Source organism: Mycobacterium sp. E802, from assembly GCF_001666875.1.
GTDB lineage: Bacteria > Actinomycetota > Actinomycetes > Mycobacteriales > Mycobacteriaceae > Mycobacterium.
The window spans coordinates 69,077-87,226 of record NZ_LZJD01000025.1; the positions used below are offsets into that span (position 1 = coordinate 69,077).

16 protein-coding genes and 1 pseudogene are annotated in these 18,150 nt (G+C 67.7%); 6 read left to right on the top strand and 11 right to left on the bottom strand.

The window, feature by feature from the left end:
• Positions 1-13: 13 nt before the first annotated feature.
• Positions 14-2,263, bottom strand: coding sequence for a catalase/peroxidase HPI (gene katG, locus A5699_RS04120; protein WP_067765762.1), 2,250 nt, complete (start codon positions 2,261-2,263; stop codon positions 14-16).
• 11 nt (positions 2,264-2,274) lie between these two features.
• Complete coding sequence (locus A5699_RS04125; RefSeq protein WP_067765836.1) at positions 2,275-2,730, bottom strand: Fur family transcriptional regulator; 456 nt, start codon at positions 2,728-2,730, stop codon at positions 2,275-2,277.
• Positions 2,731-2,796: 66 nt separating this feature from the next.
• On the opposite strand from A5699_RS04125, the gene A5699_RS04130 reads away from it, so the two are divergent.
• Both A5699_RS04130 and A5699_RS04135 read left to right on the top strand, forming a co-directional pair.
• Positions 2,797-3,444 carry an FKBP-type peptidyl-prolyl cis-trans isomerase gene (locus tag A5699_RS04130; RefSeq protein ID WP_369806655.1) on the top strand — a complete coding sequence of 216 codons (648 nt, stop codon included), beginning with the start codon at positions 2,797-2,799 and terminating at the stop codon, positions 3,442-3,444.
• 35 nt (positions 3,445-3,479) lie between these two features.
• Positions 3,480-4,088: a bifunctional 2-polyprenyl-6-hydroxyphenol methylase/3-demethylubiquinol 3-O-methyltransferase UbiG gene (locus A5699_RS04135; RefSeq protein WP_067765765.1), complete on the top strand. Its 609-nt coding sequence runs from the start codon at positions 3,480-3,482 to the stop codon at positions 4,086-4,088.
• Here A5699_RS04135 and A5699_RS04140 read toward each other — a convergent pair.
• Complete coding sequence (locus tag A5699_RS04140) at positions 4,039-4,860, bottom strand: thioesterase family protein (protein ID WP_157561077.1); 822 nt, start codon at positions 4,858-4,860, stop codon at positions 4,039-4,041. The genes A5699_RS04135 and A5699_RS04140 overlap by 50 nt on opposite strands.
• Before the next feature lie 136 nt (positions 4,861-4,996).
• Here A5699_RS04140 and A5699_RS04145 point away from each other — a divergent pair, with 136 nt between their 5' ends.
• The gene (locus A5699_RS04145) at positions 4,997-6,358 is read left to right on the top strand and encodes a TIGR01777 family oxidoreductase (protein ID WP_067765771.1); all 1,362 of its coding nucleotides are present in this window, start codon (positions 4,997-4,999) and stop codon (positions 6,356-6,358) included.
• Here the strand turns inward: A5699_RS04145 and A5699_RS04150 are convergent.
• Both A5699_RS04150 and A5699_RS04155 read right to left on the bottom strand, forming a co-directional pair.
• Positions 6,348-6,881: a hypothetical protein gene (locus tag A5699_RS04150; RefSeq protein ID WP_067765842.1), complete on the bottom strand. Its 534-nt coding sequence runs from the start codon at positions 6,879-6,881 to the stop codon at positions 6,348-6,350. The two genes, A5699_RS04145 and A5699_RS04150, sit on opposite strands and share 11 nt — an antisense overlap.
• Positions 6,882-7,001: 120 nt before the next feature.
• Complete coding sequence (locus A5699_RS04155; RefSeq protein ID WP_157561078.1) at positions 7,002-8,348, bottom strand: NAD(P)/FAD-dependent oxidoreductase; 1,347 nt, start codon at positions 8,346-8,348, stop codon at positions 7,002-7,004.
• 212 nt (positions 8,349-8,560) lie between these two features.
• Between A5699_RS04155 and A5699_RS04160 the strand changes: the two genes are divergently transcribed.
• Positions 8,561-8,797 (top strand): hypothetical protein, encoded by a 237-nt coding sequence (locus A5699_RS04160; protein ID WP_067765777.1) that lies wholly within the window; start codon positions 8,561-8,563, stop codon positions 8,795-8,797.
• A 14-nt stretch (positions 8,798-8,811) separates the two neighbouring features.
• On the opposite strand, the gene A5699_RS04165 is transcribed toward A5699_RS04160, so the two are convergent.
• From A5699_RS04165 to A5699_RS04185, 5 genes are all read right to left on the bottom strand, one after another.
• Complete coding sequence (locus tag A5699_RS04165) at positions 8,812-10,383, bottom strand: threonine/serine exporter ThrE family protein (RefSeq protein WP_067765780.1); 1,572 nt, start codon at positions 10,381-10,383, stop codon at positions 8,812-8,814.
• A gap of 73 nt (positions 10,384-10,456) precedes the next feature.
• Positions 10,457-11,125, bottom strand: coding sequence for a class I SAM-dependent methyltransferase family protein (locus A5699_RS04170; protein WP_067765783.1), 669 nt, complete (start codon positions 11,123-11,125; stop codon positions 10,457-10,459).
• 200 nt (positions 11,126-11,325) lie between these two features.
• The gene (locus A5699_RS04175) at positions 11,326-12,261 is read right to left on the bottom strand and encodes a PHB depolymerase family esterase (protein ID WP_067765786.1); all 936 of its coding nucleotides are present in this window, start codon (positions 12,259-12,261) and stop codon (positions 11,326-11,328) included.
• Between the two features lie 114 nt (positions 12,262-12,375).
• Complete coding sequence (locus tag A5699_RS04180) at positions 12,376-13,389, bottom strand: alcohol dehydrogenase catalytic domain-containing protein (RefSeq protein WP_067765789.1); 1,014 nt, start codon at positions 13,387-13,389, stop codon at positions 12,376-12,378.
• Between the two features lie 54 nt (positions 13,390-13,443).
• Entirely contained in the window at positions 13,444-15,300 is a 1,857-nt protein-coding gene (locus A5699_RS04185) for a fatty acyl-AMP ligase (protein WP_067765792.1), read from the bottom strand.
• 89 nt (positions 15,301-15,389) lie between these two features.
• Between A5699_RS04185 and A5699_RS04190 the strand changes: the two genes are divergently transcribed.
• Both A5699_RS04190 and A5699_RS04195 read left to right on the top strand, forming a co-directional pair.
• Positions 15,390-16,937 (top strand): class I adenylate-forming enzyme family protein, encoded by a 1,548-nt coding sequence (locus A5699_RS04190; protein ID WP_082957565.1) that lies wholly within the window; start codon positions 15,390-15,392, stop codon positions 16,935-16,937.
• 114 nt (positions 16,938-17,051) lie between these two features.
• Positions 17,052-17,774 (top strand): CPBP family intramembrane glutamic endopeptidase, encoded by a 723-nt coding sequence (locus tag A5699_RS04195; RefSeq protein WP_067765797.1) that lies wholly within the window; start codon positions 17,052-17,054, stop codon positions 17,772-17,774.
• Between the two features lie 11 nt (positions 17,775-17,785).
• Here A5699_RS04195 and A5699_RS04200 read toward each other — a convergent pair.
• A pseudogene (locus tag A5699_RS04200) lies at positions 17,786-18,150 on the bottom strand (hypothetical protein); the annotation flags it as partial.

Sequence of the window (18,150 nt, forward strand, 5' to 3'; positions counted from 1 at the left end):
AAAGCCGCCCCGCTCAGTCGAGATCGAACCGGTCGTTGTTCATCACCTTGACCCACGCCGCGACGAAATCCTCGACGAACTTGCCCTTGTGGTCGTCCTGCGCATAGACCTCGGCGATGTTGCGCAACACCGAATTCGAGCCGAACACCAGATCGTTGGCGGTGGCCGTCCACTTGGTCGCACCCGTGGCACGGTCTTTGACCTCGTAGACGTTCTCGGTGTTCTCCGAAGGTTTCCACTCGTTGCGCATGTCGACCAGGTTGACGAAGAAATCGTTGGACAGCACACCCGGCTTGTCGGTGAACACACCGTGCTTGCTGCCGCCGTGATTGACAGCCAGCGCGCGCAATCCGCCGACCAACACCGCCATCTCGGGAGCGGTGAGGTTCAGGAAATACGCCTTGTCCACCAACAGCTGTTCGAGCGGCGCCTTCTCCCCGGGGCGGAAGAAGTTACGGAAGCCGTCGGCACGGGTCTCGAGCACCGCGAACGACTCCACGTCGGTGTTCTCCTGCGTGGCGTCGGTGCGCCCCGGGGCGAAGTGGACGTTGATCTCGTAACCGCCCTCCTTGGCTGCCTTTTCGATCGCCGCGGACCCGGCCAGCACGATCAGGTCGGCCAGTGACACTTTCTTGCCGCCGGCCGCCGAGCCGTTGAAGTCCTGCTGGATTTGTTCGAGCACCGGCAGCACCTTGTCCAACTCGGACGGCTCGTTGGCCTCCCAGCGCCGCTGCGGCTCCAGCCGGATCCGCGCGCCGTTCGCCCCGCCGCGCTTGTCGGTACCGCGGAAACTCGACGCCGCCGACCATGCCGTCTTCACCAGCTGTTGTACCGTCAGGCCGGACCCGAGCACCTTGTCCTTCAACCCGGCGATGTCCTGCTCGTCGATCAACGGGTGATCGACATCGGGCACCGGGTCCTGCCACAGCTGCGGCTCGGGGATCCACGGACCGAGATAACGACTGACCGGGCCCATGTCGCGGTGCATCAACTTGTACCAGGCCTTGGCGAACGCCTCGTCCATCTCCTCGGGATGATCGAGCCACCGGCGGGTGATCTCGCCGTAGATCGGATCCACCCGCAGCGACACATCGGTGACTAGCATGGTCGGCTTGCGCTTCTTGTTGGGATCGAACGGGTCCGGGATGATCTCCGGCGAGTCCTTGGCCTCGAATTGCCAAGCTCCGCCAGGGCTTTGGGTCAGTTCCCACTCGTGGCCGTAGAGCGTCTCCAAAAAGCTGTTGTCCCACTTGGTCGGTGTGGGCGTCCAGACGACCTCGAGACCGCTGGTGATGGTGTCGCCGGCCTTGCCGGAGGCGAAGGCACACTTCCAGCCCAGACCCTGCTCCTCGATCGGGGCGCCCTCGGGTTCCGGGCCGACCAGGTCACCGTCACCGGCACCGTGGGTCTTGCCCAGCGTGTGACCGCCGACGATCAGCGCCGCGGTTTCCTCGTCGTTCATCGCCATCCGGCCGAAGGTCTCACGGATGTCGTGGGCCGCGGCAACTGGATCCGGCTTGCCTTCGGGGCCTTCGGGATTGACGTAGATCAACCCCATCGTCGTCGCACCGAACGGCTGTGCCAGCCGGCGGTCGGACTCGTTGGTGCCGCCGTAGCGCTGATCGGTGCCCAGCCAGGTGTCCTCCTGACCCCACAGCATTTCCTCTGGCTCCCAGATGTCCTCGCGCCCGAAGGCGAAGCCGAACGTCGTGAACCCCGCTCCCTCCAACGCGGCGTTACCGGCGAACGCGATCAGATCGGCCCAGGAGATCTTGTCGCCGTATTTCTGCTTGATCGGCCACAGCAGTCGCCGGCCCTTGTCCAGATTTGCGTTGTCCGGCCAGCTGTTGAGTGGGGCGAACCGCTGACTGCCTTCACCGGCACCGCCGCGACCGTCGAAGATGCGGTACGTCCCGGCGGCGTGCCAGCTCATCCGGATGAACAGGCCGGCGTAGCTGCCGTAATCGGCCGGCCACCAGTCCTGTGAGGTGTTGATCAACTCGATCACGTCGCGTTTGAACGCCTCGACGTCGAGCTGCGCGAACGCCTCGGCGTAGTTGAAGGATTCGCCGAGCGGGTTGCCTTTGTTGTTCTGCCGGTGCAGCACCGACACGTCGACCTGCTCGGGCCACCAGTCACGGTTGGTCAGCGGCGCATGGGCCTTGGGCTTCGGCGAATCGATGACCGGATTCTCGGACTCACTGTGGCTGTGGGTTTCGGTGTCGGAATGGGGCGGACGGGCATCAGAGGTATCGGCAGGCATTGCATTCCCTTTCATCTCCGGCTGACGGGGCTGCCATCAGGATCTTTAGAACGCGAACAATCGGGGCACAGGCCCCAATAGATGACCTCGGCCTCGTCGATCTCGAAACCGTTGTCATCTGATGCGGTCAGGCATGGAGTTGCGCCGACCGCGCAATCCACGTCGGCGATGACGCCGCACGACCGGCATACGACGTGGTGGTGGTTGTCGCCGACCCGCGTCTCATAACGGGCCAACGAACCGCTCGGCTGTATCCGGCGTACCAAACCGGCCGCGGTCAACGCGTTCAGCGCGTCGTAGACGGTCTGGTGGGAAACGTCCGGGAGGTGCGCCCGGGTGGCGCGAATGATCTGCTCTGTTTCGGCATGTGGATGCTCACCCACCGCATCGAGAACCGCCAGCCGGGGGCGGGTTACGCGGAGCCCGGCCGAGCGCAACATGTCTGCGAACTCGAGGCCATCAGCCATCACTTCGAGTGTGGCGACCAATTTGGAAGGAATCAAGGTTCCGGCTCGGATCAACGCAGATGTAGCGTGGCGACCGTGAATTCCTCTCGTCTGTCTTCTTCCCTGGCGCTCGCGGCGTGCGCCGCCTCGTTGTCCCTCGCGCTCGCTGCCTGCGGGTCGGATTCCGACACCTCGTCGAGCGCATCGCCGACCAGCACAACCTCGGTCGGAGACGTCCTCACACCGTCCATCGCCGAGACCGCGACCGAAGCCCGCACCTGTCCGACGGCGGCCCCGCAGAATGCGGGCACGCCCGAGTGGACGCTGTCCGGTGCCACCGGCAGTGTCGCCGTCACCGGCTCGACCGACAGCGCGGCACCTGTGGTCAAGGTGGACGGACCGTTCAGCGTGACGGAGACCCAGGTGCACACCCTCACGGCCGGCGACGGGCCGGTGGTCTCACCGACGGCCAACGTCTCGGTCTGCTACATGGGTGTCAACGGACGGGACGGCTCGGTCTTCGACAGCAGCTACGAACGCGGCGAGCCGGTCGACTTCCCACTTACCGGTGTGGTGCCGGGCTTCCAGAAGGCCATCTCGGGGCAGAAGGTCGGCTCCACGGTCGCCGTCGCCATGACTTCGGCGGACGGCTACCCCGAGGGCCAGCCGGCTGCGGGAATCCAGCCGGGCGATTCGTTGATCTTCGCGATCAAGATCCTCGACGCCAGGGGCTGAGCAGCAGCACGCCGGTCGCTTGCGACAATGCTCGTATGGTCGAGCAGAGTCTCTGGATGCAGAAGGTCGCGGCCGATCCCGGGCACTCGCATTGGTACGTCGAGCGCTTCCGTGCGATGGCGCGTGCCGGGGAGGACCTGGCCGGGGAGGCTCGTCTCGTGGATGCCATGGCCTCGCGTCAGGCCCGCATCCTCGACGCCGGCTGCGGGCCCGGCCGGGTGGGCGGTTACCTGGCCGAGGCCGGGCACCAGGTGGTGGGCGTCGACGTTGATCCGGTGCTGATCGAGGCAGCCGAGCAGGACCACCCGGGCCCACGCTGGCTCGTCGGCGACCTTGCCGAACTCGACCTGCCCGCGCGCGGCATCGCCGATCCCTTCGACGTCATCGTCTCGGCCGGCAACGTGATGGCCTTCCTCGCCCCGAGCACGCGGGTTCAGGTGCTGACGCGGCTGCGCGCCCACCTCGCTGACGACGGTCGCGCGGTGATCGGATTCGGCGCCGGCCGAGAGTACGAGTTCACGCAATTTCTCGACGATGCCCGAGCGGCGGGGTTCGCCCCCGACCTGTTGCTGTCGACCTGGGATCTGCGTCCCTTCAACGAGTCGTCGGACTTTCTCGTCGCGGTGCTTGTCCGTTCGGACTGAAGTTGAAATTGGCCACGGCAGTGGACAATCCGGTACCGATCGGGCCCAGGGTGTCGTAAAGGCTCGCGCTGCCGGTGGCCACCCCGTCAGCACTGGTGTGCGTCACCGCGGCCATCCCGATGTACGGACCGACCGGCAGCCTGCTGAGCGCCAAGGTGTAGTCGGCGTTGATGAACGCCAGCCCGGCCGAACTGAAGTTGGTCATCGAACTGGTGACGTCGACTGCCAGGGCGGCTCTGATGAAGGGCGTGAGCTCTTCACCGGCCACGAGCTCGCGGACCTCACGCAGCCACGCGTAGCGGGGACCGGCCTGCTGCCACGGGAACCCCTCGCCGGTCCACTCGGGATCCGGCCCGTATGCCTTGATGAACATCGGCACCGCGTCATCGAACTGCGCCGGTTCGTCAGGCGGCGCCGGCAAGTCGAGCGGGGTCGACCAAAATTCGCCGTCAGGTTGTGTGCCGCGGCGTAGGTACAACGCGGACCCGCGGGCCACCAGCTCTCCGTCCTGCGTCATCGCCGCATCCACCGACTGCATTCGTGCGCCGGTCCGCACCACCGAAGCGCTGACCCGAACCGGCGCACTGGCCACACGGCGCAAGATCTCCACCGTGAACCGCGCCGGCTGCAAATCGTCGTCGGTGACGAGCTCTTCGACTGCGCGGGCCAGCAGGCCGCCGACGACCTGGCCGCCGAGTGTCGGCCCCCAGCCGCCGTGGGCGATCTTGTTCGGGGTGAACCCGTCGTCACCCCTCACGAAGAACGGCGTCATCGCCATGCGCTCCACAGACCCACCTTCCACCGGCACCTCAAGCACGTACGGACTCTATTACAGAAAGCCCTACAGTTGATGCGACCTTACGGTCGTCGGCCCAGACGGCGGATTTTGCCGGCGTAGCGTCGGATCGATGGGATTGGTGTACTCCAGCGTCATCGACGCCCCACGCGAGGAAGTCTTCGCCTGGCACGCCCGGCCGGGCGCGTTCACCAGGCTGTCGCCGCCATGGCAATCGCTGCACCTCAAATCCGAGGCTGTCTCACTGCGAGATGGTCGCGCCGAACTCGCCCTGCCCGGCGGGCTGCGGTGGGTGGCCGCGCACCAGGCCGACGCCTACGACCCACCCAGGCGGTTCGCCGACAAGATCGCCAGTGGCGGGCTCGCGTCGCTTCCGGCCGCTGTGACGGTGCGCTGGAACCACATTCACGACTTCGATGCCGTCGGCGACAACCGCACCAGGATGACCGACCGGGTCGATACCCCGGTGCCCGGCCGGTTCCTGCGACCGATGTTCGTCTACCGTCATCGGCAACTGGCCGACGATCTGGCCACCCACCAACGCGCCCGGGCCCACGGAGTGGCACCGCTGACTGTCGCGGTCACCGGGGCATCCGGACTGGTCGGTACGGCACTGACCGCATTCTTGAGCACCGGAGGCCACCGGGTCATCCGGTTGGTACGCCGCGCGGCCACGAAACCCGATGAGCGGCAATGGAACCCGAACGACCCGCACCCTGACCTGCTCGCCGGTGTCGATGCCGTCATCCACCTGGCGGGCGCGTCGATCGCCGGGCGCTTCACCGAAGGACACCGCCGCGCGATCCGCGACAGCCGTGTCGAGCCGACCCGGCGGCTCGCCGAACTCATCGCGCGTACCGATGCCGGCCCCCGGATTCTTCTCAGCGCCTCGGCGGTCGGCTTCTACGGCCACGACCGTGGCGACGAGGTGCTCACCGAGACCGCGGAACGCGGTGAGGGATTTCTGGCCGACGTGGTCGCTGACTGGGAGGACAGCCTGGCACCGGCCGAGCGGCGCGGCATACGGGTGGTGCGCATTCGCACCGGAATTGTGCAGTCGCCGCGCGGCGGCACGCTACGGCTGTTACGTCCGCTGTTCGCCGCCGGTTTCGGTGGACGCATCGGTGACGGCCGGCAGTGGCTGCCGTGGATCGGCATCGACGATCTGATCGACATCTATCACCGGGGCCTATGGGACGACGCACTGTCAGGACCGATCAACGCGGCGGCGCCGAGCCCGGTGCGCAACGCCGAATACACCGACGCGCTCGGCGCCGTGCTGCACCGCCCGACGGTTCTGCCGGTCCCGGTGTGGGGGCCGCGGCTGTTACTGGGCGAGCAGGGTGCCCGGGAACTGGCCTGCGCGAGCCAGCGTGCGATGCCGGCCCGGCTGCAGGCGGCCGGTCACCACTTCCGTCACCCCGACCTGAAACAGGCCCTGGGCCACGTCTTGGGACACCTCGCTACGGCGTAGGAGCTGCCGGAGGCGCGGCCGGCTGCTGCCCCGGGGTGTTGTTGTACTCGTACCCCGGCGGTGGCGGCCCGTTCAACGAGTAATAGCCGGGCGGCAGCGGTGGACCGGCCGGTCCGGAGCCCGGTGGCGGCTCGGTCATCGGAGTCTCCGAGCCGGGGGCGTTGATCGATACATAGCCGGGCGGCAACGGCGGCGGCGGACCCGCGCCCGGCGGCGGCGCGACCCCCTGGGGCGCTCCCCCGCCGCCTTGGAAGCCGTATGGATCGTGGGCTTGGTGCCACAGATCGCGCAACGTGCCGATCGGGCCGGAACCGTATTGACCGGAACCGTATTGCGGGTTCGCGATCTCGGGAACCTGCGGCGGACCGGCCGGGGCCGGTGGCGGTGCTGCCAGTGCCGGATCGACCGGGGCGGGCGCCGGCTCGGGCACAGCCGGATCGGGCACAGCCGGATCGGCTGCGGCCTGGGCCGCCGTAGCCAGCGCGGCTGCGACGAGGGTCAGCCCCGCGATGGCGCGCTTCATCCCGCTGACCGAACGGGTGGCGCGGCGCGCGTCAGTGGTCAATCCGGCGGTCCTCTCTGTCAACACCGCCGGCACATCTACCAGGAGAACCGGGCGGTCCGTGCATCGTCGCACACCGCGCTACCGTTCGCCCTCCACCTGCGCCTGCGGCGGCGGTGTCGGCGCATCCCACACCGTCCAGGTGTAGTGCTGCTCGGGCGACCCGGCGGAACCGAGCATGAATGCCCGATGCCCGCGGTTGGCGCGGGCGATGGTGACCATCCAGGTACTCACCGTGCTGATCCGGTTTCTGACCCCGGCCAGGAACGCGATATGGATGAGCCCCCAAGCCAGCCAGCCGAAAAAGCCGGCGATCTTGACCGGACCGACCTGCAGCAGCGCCTGCCCGCGAGCGATGTACGCCGCCGAGCCGAGATCGCGGTAGCGGAATGGCCGCCGGGACTTCCCGGCAAGCTCGCGCCGGATGCACGATGCCACGTGGAGCCCGCCCTGCATCGCGTTCTCGGCCACCCCGGGCAGGTGGTCACGGCCGGCGAGGTCGCCGATGACAAAGACCTCGGGATGGCCGGGCACGGAAAGATCCGGGCCCACCGCGATGCGTCCGCTGCGGTCCGACTCAGCCCCCAGCACCTTTGCCACGTGGCGGGCGAACGGTACGGCCTCGACACCGGCCGTCCACAACACAGTCCGCACCGCGTACTGCTCATCCGGGCCATCGCCTTTCGGGCTGGCGGTCACCCCGGCTTGGTCGACGTCGGTCACATGCACACCCATGTGCAGCTCGACGCCGAGATCCTGCAGCGACCGTGTCGCCTTGTCCGCCAGCTCCGGGGCGAAGGACTTCAACACCCGCTCACCGCCGTCGAACAGCAGCACCCTGGCTTCTTCGGGTTCGATGCTATGGAACTCGTTGGCCAAGGTGCGCGTGGCCATCTCGCGAATCTGGCCGGCGAGTTCGACACCGGTCGGCCCGCCACCGGCGACGGCGAAGGTGAGCCACCCATCGCGCTCCGGCCCCGGCGGCAGCGTCTCGGCGATCTCGAAGGCGGTGAGGATCCGCTGACGGATGTGCAGCGCGTCGTCGAGGGTCTTCATCCCCGGTGCCCACTGAGCGAAGTGCTCGTTGCCGAAATAGGACTGTTGCATGCCCGCGGCCACGACGAGCACGTCGTAGTCGATGGTGAACGTCGTCTCGTCGGGCCGCCGGGCGGTCAGCCGGCGAGTGTCGGGGTCGACGTCGATGGCTTCGCCGAGCAGGGTGGTGACGTTGCGGTGCCGCTCGAATTCCTCACGCAACGGGCGGCTGATCTGTCCGAGGCTCAATGTCCCGGTGGCGCATTGGTAGAGCAGCGGTTGGAACAGATGTCCGGCCGACCGGTCGAGCACAGTGACGTCGACGTCGACGCCGCCCAACCGACGCGCACAGAACATGCCGCCGAATCCCCCACCGATGATCAACACCTTCATTCGACTGTTGCCCACACTTAGGAGGTTAACCATCCGTCCCGGAATTGAATCGGCGCCAGAGCGGCGCAGTTTCGGATCTGGGAGCAGACCGCGTCGAACGGGTCCATCATGACTCGTATGGCAGTCATCACGCCGGGGGTGCCGGATCAATCGGTTCGATTGGCTAAGCTTCTGGTGTCGAAGTTCGATCTCAAGCACCGAGGTGGGCATCCATGTTCCTGAGCAAGGCAACCCTGGCGAGTATCGCGGCTATTGGCGTGGTCGGGGCCGCCGTCGGCCTCGGCACGGCCACCGCGAACGCCGAACCGGACCCGAGTCTCCCGCCGCCGCCCAACGCGCCGAAGAAGCCGGCCGACACGTGGCAGGGTCACCCGATGGTCTGGTGGAACCTGCCTGCGGGCGGCCACTGGGGCGTGTGGATCAACGGCGACTTCCTTCCGTTCACCTGATCCGAGGGGCAGGTTCAGGAGCCGGGCGCGTCGTCGCTGTCGCCGTCGGGGTCACTGTCCGGTTCCTGTGCGGGTGGCGCCTCGAGCGGGACGCTCTCGGCGCGCTGTACACCGACCGCCGCGGTGTTCTCCGCCGGCCGCAGTCGCACCACCCGTCCGACGGCTCGTCGGACCCCGGGCGGTCCCTCGATCCGGAAGAAATCGCCGATCCGTCCGGCGCCGTAGCGCAGCGGTGAGCCGAGCAACTCACCCATCACCACACCACTGCCCAGTGCCAACGCGGTGGCCGCCGCGGTCAACAGGTAGGCCAGCCCCTGGCCGAACTTCTCGTCGACGGCGAAGGCGAACACCGCCCAGAACACCGGCAGACCGGGGAGCATCGGCATGATGCCGGCGGTCGCGGTCACCAGAGCCGGGGACTGCCGGCGAATCGAGATCAACGTGGCGATGAAGCCGACCCCGATCGCGGCCACACCGGTGGCCGCCCACTGTCCGAACCCGGCAGTGCCCAGGCCGATCAACGTCAGCTCGGCCAGCCCGGCGGCCAGCCCCGCGGTGAGCAGCGAACGCAGTGGCGCATAACTGGCCAGCGTCAAGCAGACCCCGGCCAGCGCCGCACCGGCGACGGCCAGCACGATGTGCAGCGGATCGCTGGGGATGATGAAGGTGCCGGGCGCGTTGACGTGTAGTTCGATCCCGACGCCGAGCAGTGTGGCGGCCTGCAGCGCACCGACGATGCCGACCACGATGCCCGCGGTGAGGAACACCGCGTCGCCGAGGCGGGCGACCGCGGTGACCATGTAACCGGTCAACGCGTCCTGCACCGCACCGACCAGGGTCATCCCGGACAGCAACACCACGATGCCCGTGGCGACCAGCGCACTGAGACCCTGACCGGTGTATTGGTACGCTGCCAACGCCACCAGCGTGGCGATGGCCGCGCCGACGGCGTGCTGGAAGAAGAACGGGGTCCCGATCCGGTTCAGCACCCGGCCGACCCGGTCGATCGCGGCGGCGGTGACACTGGCCAACAGACAGGTCAACCAGTTGCCGCCCATGAGCATCGCGATACCCAGCGCGAAACCGGCCCAGCCGGCCGTGGCCAGCCAGCGTGGGAAGGGGTGCGGGCTCTCGGTGAGCTCGTCCATCGCCTCGTGTGCCTCGTCGACGGCGATACCGCCCGAGGTGATCCGCCGCACCAGGCGGTCGAGTTCGGCCAGCCTGGTGTAGTCGGTGGATCTGGTCCGGACCGAACGCATGATCGTGACCGGAGGGCTGTCGGCGGTCGGCAGCGCCGACACGATGATCGTGGCGACGGTGATGTCGACGACGCAGTCGGTGAGCCGGTAGGCCTGCGCCACGTCTTGGGCGGTGGCCACGACATCGGCGGTACCCGAGCCCGAGGACAGCATCACTTCGGCGAGCCGGATGGTCAGATCGAGCACCTTGCGGGTGTGTACGTCGCCCATCCCGGCCGACGTCCGGCTGCGCCGACCGGCGACCGGTGCGGGGTCACGCCGCCCACGCAGGGCCATACGCAGCCCACCGCGCAGGCGGGCCCTGCCGTTCAACCCTTCCTCAGTCATCTTTGAGCAGACTACTGATGAACCGGCGGCTGCCGGTGGAGGCTCGGGTCTGTGTGCCCGGTGGGGCCGACCGTCAGGTCGCGGGACTGCGCTGCGCGTCAGCGGCGCGGATCACATCCGAGCCGACGAAGGTGAAGATCCGGGCGCCGGAGGTCAATGGTTGCGACGCTCCGGTGAACCGGTGGGCGCCGACGCCGTAACTCACCTCCGGCGGCGAGACCCAGACCAGGTCAAAACCACGCTCGTCAAACCAGTTGAGGATCAACGGGACTCGGTCGGGAACCGTGCGACCCCTGGTCCACAGCACGGTGCCGCCCGGTTTCGTCAACTGCGGCAAGAAGCCGATCGTCCCCGCAATGTCTTCGTCGGTGATGTTTCCGAAGATGCCGCACACCACCACGATGTCGGCGGGCACCAGCTCCTGGTAATGGTCGATGAGCGACGCATCGCCGGTAACCACCTCGACACCGGTGAGCCCGTAGACGTTCACCGTCTCGGAGGCGACCGCGGCGTTGCGCGGGTCAAGTTCGACCAGGCGCGCGCGGACGTCTGCCCGTCGCGGGTGATCGATCAGCACCTCGAGGAGGTCTCGGCCCTGTCCGGCGCACAGGCTGACCACCTGCAGCGGGCCGACCGGGGCCTCGTCCAAGGCTTGCCTGATCAGCGTCTGCACGGCCCGGAGCCGGTGCGCCAAAGCCGAATCCGGCCGGTCGTAGTCCTCATGCCAGCTGTGCCAATCCACGGCCGAAACCCTAACGCCGTACAACCTGTGCCATCCCCGCGTCGCGCCGACGCAGGCGTGCGCAGACTTGACGCGCACGGGATAAGTGGCGGACCTGAATCCGACTGTGCCGTACAGCCATTCACTCACCGCCCGATCGTCGCCTCCGGGTCACGGCGGGATTAACCGCGGCCTGAGCGATATTGGCCCTCGGGCGGCGACTATCGCCCGTGGGAGGCGAAGAATTGAGCGGAGGCATCCGAGGCGTCGAAGGCCCGGCTGGCCGCGCCGACGGCCTGCACCGGCAGGATCTCGGGAACACCGGGCCAGGTGTGCCCGCCACCGTCGACGCGCATGAACACCACCGACGTGCCTGCTGCGCAGCCGTCCGAGGCGATGCGGTGCGTCTCGGTGCCGTCGCCGGTGCTGGGCAGCACCTCGTCCGAGGGTGCCGGGCAACCGTTTATCTGTCGCCACCGGTCCACCAACGCCGGCCCGGACAACACCGTGCTACCGCCACCGCGACCGGTCATCGGTCCACCGTTGAACGGCACGACGGGGTCAGCCGTGCCGTAGGTGGCAAGCACCGACACCGGCCGAGACGGCTGACAACCCACATTGGAGCCGAGGGTGCCGGCAACGGGTGCGATTGCCGCGAACAGGTCCGCACGGTCGCAGGCCAACCGATTGGCCATGAATCCGCCCGCCGACAGACCGGTGGCATATACCCGGCCACGCGGGATGCCGTTCTCGGCGACGATCCGGTCGACCAGTGTTGCGATGAAACCGACATCGTCGATGCCCTGCCGGTCGGGCACCGAGGCGCCGCGGCCGTCGGCCCAGCTGTAGTCGATGCCGTCGGGATAGACGACGGCGAACCCATGGGCGTCGGCGACCGCGTCGTAATGGGTCAGGGCGGCCTGATCGGCGCCCGTCGCACCGGCGGCGTGCAGGTTGACGACGAGTCCCGAGGGTGCGCCGCCACCCGCCGGTAGGTGAAGCCGATACGTGCGCATCAGGCCGCCGAAATCGATCTGCGCGGCGGGCAGCGGGGCCGCCGCGGCCGGTGTGATCCCGACAGCGCAGCACGCCGGCACGAGGAGGGCGGCCGATACCGCCGCGTGGGCGATCATTGTTGCCATCCGATTCCACACCATCGCGGCCCCCACCGATACGTCGTCCAGCAAACGAGATTCCGACGCTACCCGTTCGCCGTGAATGATGGGGCCGGATAACCGGATTCCTCGTGCCCGACCGATCGCACGGCCAAGTCACATGGTCAAGACCATGCGGTACCGCGCCCGCCCCTGCTCCATCGCGGCGTAGGCAGCTGCGGCATCGTCGAGCGGCCGTTCCTCGATCCGGGCCCGCACCCCGGACAGAACCGCAAAATGCATCGTCTCCTCGACGTCACGCGCGGTCCCCGACGGGTGGCCCGAAATGCTCAGCGCCGGCTGGATCAGTTGCACCGGGCTGATCGGCAACGGATCGGCCGACACCCCGATCGCGACCAGCTCGCCTCGTGGCGCGAGCCCGCCGACCGTCTCGGCCATCGCCTGCGAGTTGCCCACGGTGGCCAGAACCACTGCGGCACCGCCCAAGTCACGCAACGCCGCACTGACGTCGCCAGCGGTGGAGTCGATGTAGTGCCGCGCCCCGAGCGAGCGGGCATCGGCTTCTTTGTCCGGGCCACGGGCGATGGCAACCGTCTCGAAGCCCATCGCGTCGGCGAACTGCACGCCGAGATGGCCCAAGCCGCCCACCCCGAGGACCGCGACCAGATCACCTGCCACCGCACGGGTATGGCGAAGCGCGTTATAGGTGGTCACCCCGGCACACCCCATGGGGGCTGCCTCGGCGAACGACAGCTCGTCCGGGATCCTGGCAATGGCGTTGGCCGGCACAGTCACCGACTCCGCGTAACCGCCGGGGTAATGCAGGCTCGGTATCTGTCCCCGCTCACAGTGGATGAAAAGACCCTTGCGGCACGGGATGCAGACGCCGCAGTGCCCGCCGAACCATCCGATCGCGACACGATCACCGACCGCGAAATCGCTTACTCCTGACCCAATTTCGGCGATCGTGCCGGCGATCTCATGACCTGGGGTCAGCGGCCAGCTGATGCCCGGGAACCCGCCGTTGACGATCGCGCGGTCGGTGCCGCAGACCCCGCAGGCCGCCACCGCCACCCGGACCTGTCCGGCTTCGGGTGCGACGCTCTCGGCCGCGACGAGTTCCAGAGCACCGCCTGCCGACTGGACATGAACAGCTCGATGGGTAGACATGGTGCAATCTTGGCTGGCCAGGCGCGATTTGGCCAGGGTGAAATCTGCGGCCGGTCAACGCACACCCAGGGTGCCGTCGAGATATTCTCTGCGGCACGCCAGCCGGGCCAGCTTGCCGCTCGTGGTCCGTGGGATCGCGCCGGCCGGCAGGAACCGCAGATCTGCCACCGACAATCCATGTCGCTGCGCCACCGCCGCTCGGATCTCCTGACTGGCCGCCTCGGGGTCGGCGCGTTTGGAGCGGGCCGCACGCTCGGCGATCACCACCAACCGGCTGCAGTCGGTTTCGTCGTCGGACGGCACGGTGAATGCAGTCACGTAGCCACGTCGTACCAGCGGTGAGGCCTCGGCGACAGTGGCCTCGATGTCGTGCGGGTAATGGCTGCGTCCGTCGATGCACACCAGATCGGCCATCCGCCCGGTGACGTAGAACTGTCCTTCGACATAGACACCCAGATCCCCGGTGCGCAGCCACCCGGCGTGCTCGGGCACCCCGTCGGCGTGACTGCCGGAGGCCAGCCGCTGCTGCAGCCGCACCCCGAACGTCTTCCGGGTCTCCTCCGGGCGGCCCCAGTAACCTCGTCCGATGTTGTTGCCGTGCAACCAGATCTCGCCGACCTGACCGTCGGCCACTTCGGCAGCCGGACCGTCGGCCGTCTTCGGGTCGACGATCACCGCCCACAAACTGCGGGCCGGTTGCCCGCAGGACACCTGGGCGAGCGCGCCGTCGGCCTCGGCACCGACACGGACTGCACGCCCGTCGGCGAGTTGCTCGCGATCGAAGTAGACGACCGAGGCCTGCTCGGCCGGGGCGATCGTCGAGATGAGCAGCGTGGCCTCGGCGATCCCGTATGACGGTTTGAACGCCGTCGGCGGGAGCCCGTAGGGCGCGAATGCTTCGTTGAAAGTCGTTATCACCTCGGGGTTTACCGGTTCGGACCCGATGATGAGCACGACATTTCGCAGATCGATGTCGTCACCGGGAGACGGCACACCGCGCTGAGCGGTCCATTCGTAGGCGAAGTTCGGCGCGGCAGTGATGACCCGACCGTCCCGCGAGGCGTCCGAGAGCGCCTGGATCCACCGCTGCGGCCTGCGGATGAATGCGGTGGGCGACATCAACGTCGAATGCCCGCCATACACCGCGGGAAATCCGATCATGGACAAACCCATGTCGTGGTACAGCGGTAACCAGCTGAGGCCGTGGGTATTTCGGTTCAGCAGATCGATCGACAGGATCATCTGCATGAGGTTGGTGCCCACGGCGCGATGCGTGATCTCCACTCCGACCGGCGGACGGGTGGCCCCGGAGGTGTACTGCAGATGGGAGACGTCGTCGGGATCAACCGGAATGGGAAGGAAGCCCTCGCCTGCCGAATCGGGGATCTCGTCGATGATCACCACCTGCGGGCGCACGGCGTCCGGCATCGTGTCCAGGAATGCCCGTACCGCGGCGTCGGCGGCAGCGGTGGTGAGCACCGTGGTGGGACGCGAATCCAACAGTGCCGTCTCGAGCCGTTCGGCGTGACCTTGCAGTTCTGGGGCGAACAGCGGCACGGCGATGTTTCCGGCCTTGATCGCGGCGAAGAATCCCACGACGTAGTCGAGACCTTGCGGCGCAAGGATGGCCACCCGGTCCTCGCGTGCCGCGACCTGCTGCAGCTGCGCGGCGACCGCTCTGAGCCTGACCCCCAACTGCGTCCAGGTCAGCTCGAGTACCTGTTCCTCCGATTGGCTGTGGTCGAGGTAACGGTAGGCGACGAGGTCACCGACATGGGCGATGTTGCGGTCGATCAGGGATATCAGGGTGGTCCCCGGTGGCAACACGATGTCGCCGTTCTCGTCGAGACAATCCTCGATACCCAGTAATCCCTCCGGGGCCTCGTATTGAACCTGCGAGCCGCTGTCCATGACCGCAGTCTAGGTCGCGAGAGCGGCGAGGAAGGATCGCTGAACCGACCCCGAGCGGATGCCCAGCGCCCGTTGGAGAAGATGGGCGGGTGACGCAATCGCCGTTGACCATCCCCGCTCTGCTGCAACACAGTGTTGCCGAGTTCCCGGAGAGCACCTATCTGGTCACCCCCACCGAACGGCTCACCTACCTCGAAGCCGAACAACGGTCCGCCCGCCTGGCGCGGTGGCTGCTGCACGAAGGGGTGGGCAAGGGCACCCGCGTCGGGCTGTTCTTTCCCAACGGTGGCGAATGGGTGACGTGGTGGCTTGCGGTGTCACGCATCGGGGCGGTCGCGGTGCCGCTGAGCACGTTGTACGCCCCGGCGGAAATCGCAAAGGTGTTACGGCTGGCCGACATCGGGTTCCTGATCGCTCCCAGCACGGTCCTGAACATCGATGTCGCCGCGCGGCTGGAGGCCGCACTACCCGAGCTGACCGGCCACGTCGGCAACCGACTGGTCGTGCGCGCCGCACCCTATCTGCGTCGCATCGCCGTCGTCGGCGACATCGACCGGCCCTGGGCAACGAGCGTGGACACGCAGACCGGCCATGGCGTGCCGGCCGAGATCCTGGCCGCAGCCGAAGCCGAGGTCGCCCCCGCCGACCTGGCCATCATGGTGCACACCTCCGGCTCCACCGCAGACCCCAAAGGGGTACTGCACACCCACGGCACACTCGTGCGGCAGACCTCGACCTGGCCGAGCGCCATCCGCGCGATCACCAAATCCGAGGACCCGCCCCGGATTCTGTGCGCCATGCCGTTCTTCTGGATCGGCGGCCTGCTCGCGGCCACCGGGGCGCTGCACGAACCCGTCACCCTGGCGGTCATGCCGAAACTCGACGCGGCGACCGCGTTGGATCTCGTCGAGCGCGAACGTATCACCGGTGTGGTGGGCTGGCCGGCGTTCACCCAGCGGATGCGCGAACACCCGTCGTTCGCCGACCGGGACCTCAGCAGTGCGCCCATGCTGCGCGACGGGCCGCTCGACATCGCGATGACCGATGTGCCCGACGGATTTCCGGTGCACCGGACTATGTCCGAGACCGCAGGCGGGTTCGTCTACACCGACATCGCCATCGTCGACGAGCAGGGCAAGCCGGTCCGTCCCGGCGACACCGGCGAACTCCTGGTCCGCGGTATCGGGGTGATGGCCGGATACAACAAGCAGGAACGTTGCGAAACCTTCGACGCCGACGGCTGGTACCACACCGGTGACAAGGTGTACCGGCGCGACGGCGACCCCCGGTTGTTCTACGTCGGACGCACCACGGATCTGATCAAGGCTGCCGGCGCCAACGTCTCGCCCCTGGAGGTCGAGGCCGTCATCGCCGAAGCTGCCGATGTGGCGCAATGTGTGGTCATCGGCCTCGACGATCCACAACGCGGCGAACAGGTATGTGCCATCGTCGTGCCGACCGCGCCGATCGACGTGGCGACGCTGATCTCCCATGCCCGCGAACACCTGTCGGCCTATAAGGTGCCGACCCGCTGGGTACTGACCACGGGTGACCGGATCCCGACGCTGCCCAGTGGAAAGTTCGACCGAAAAACCCTGCGGCAGTTGGTGGTCGACGGCGACCTGGACCGGGACTGAGCTTCCGGCTGATCGGGGCGGATCGATCAGCGCGCGGAACCAGGCGACCGGTCCGCCGACCACATCTCGGCGATACATGATGGGGCGCCACCGGGAGCAGTAGCCTCTGGCCGCATGGATGCTGTTCAGGAGGCGTCGCGGGTACCGACCGGACCGACCCACCGCTGGGGTCTTGGCGCATTCGTCGTCGTCGAGGCCGTCTATCTGCTCACGTCGGCCTCCTTCGGGTTGCTCGCGCCTGCCGGTCCCCCACCGGCCTGGCTGATCACGCTGGCGATCGGGACGCCGACACTGCTCGCGGCCGCGTCGGCCCTGGCGATCGCGAAATGGCGAGGCAACGGTCCCCGGATCGACTTTCGCTGGCATTGGTCCTGGCGGGCGGTCGGTCTCGGTGTGGCCTTCGGCATCGGAGGTCTGTTCGTCACGCTGCCCGCTGCGCTGCTCTACCAGTCGATCGTGGGACCGGACGCCACCTCCGCGGTGGGCGGGATCTTCGAGGGCGTGCGAGCCACCTGGCCGGTGGCGGTGACCGTACTGGTGCTGGTCGCGGTCATCGCCCCGATCTGTGAAGAGGTGGTGTACCGCGGCCTGCTGTGGGGCGCGCTGGAGCAACGATGGGGACGCATCACCGCCCTGACGGTGTCCACCGTGGTGTTCGCCGTGGCCCACCTGGAACTCGAGCGCGCACCCCTGCTACTGGTGGTGGCCCTTCCGATTGCGTTGGCGCGCCTGTATTCCGGGAACCTCTGGGGCGGCATCCTGGCGCACCAGGTGACCAACCTGCTGCCAGGCCTCGTGATGATGTTCGGCTTGCTGGGCATGACGCCGGCCGCCTGACGCCGCGGCCGTCAGCGCTTGCGGTCTCGCACCTTGTACGTGGAGGGCCAGGACATCCGGGATTCGTCGCCCACCAAGGGAGTTCCCGACCCACCGACCCGGACGTCGTAGGCTTCCTGCCCGGCCCCCACCTCGCGGTTGGCGTGTTCTTGGGCCAGAAAATAGAGCTGGTCGATCTCGGCCTCGGAAAACGCCACGAACGTTGTCTTGCGCACGATGTCGTTGATCCCCGCCGTCATCCGGTCGGGCAGGATGCGCGAGGCCAGCACCGCCAACCCCAGCAGGACGAACGGGATGACCCAGTAGCAGACGAACGACAATGGCGTCTCGGTGTCCAGGATCGTGGCATCACCCTGCACGATCGGCGGGATCGCCG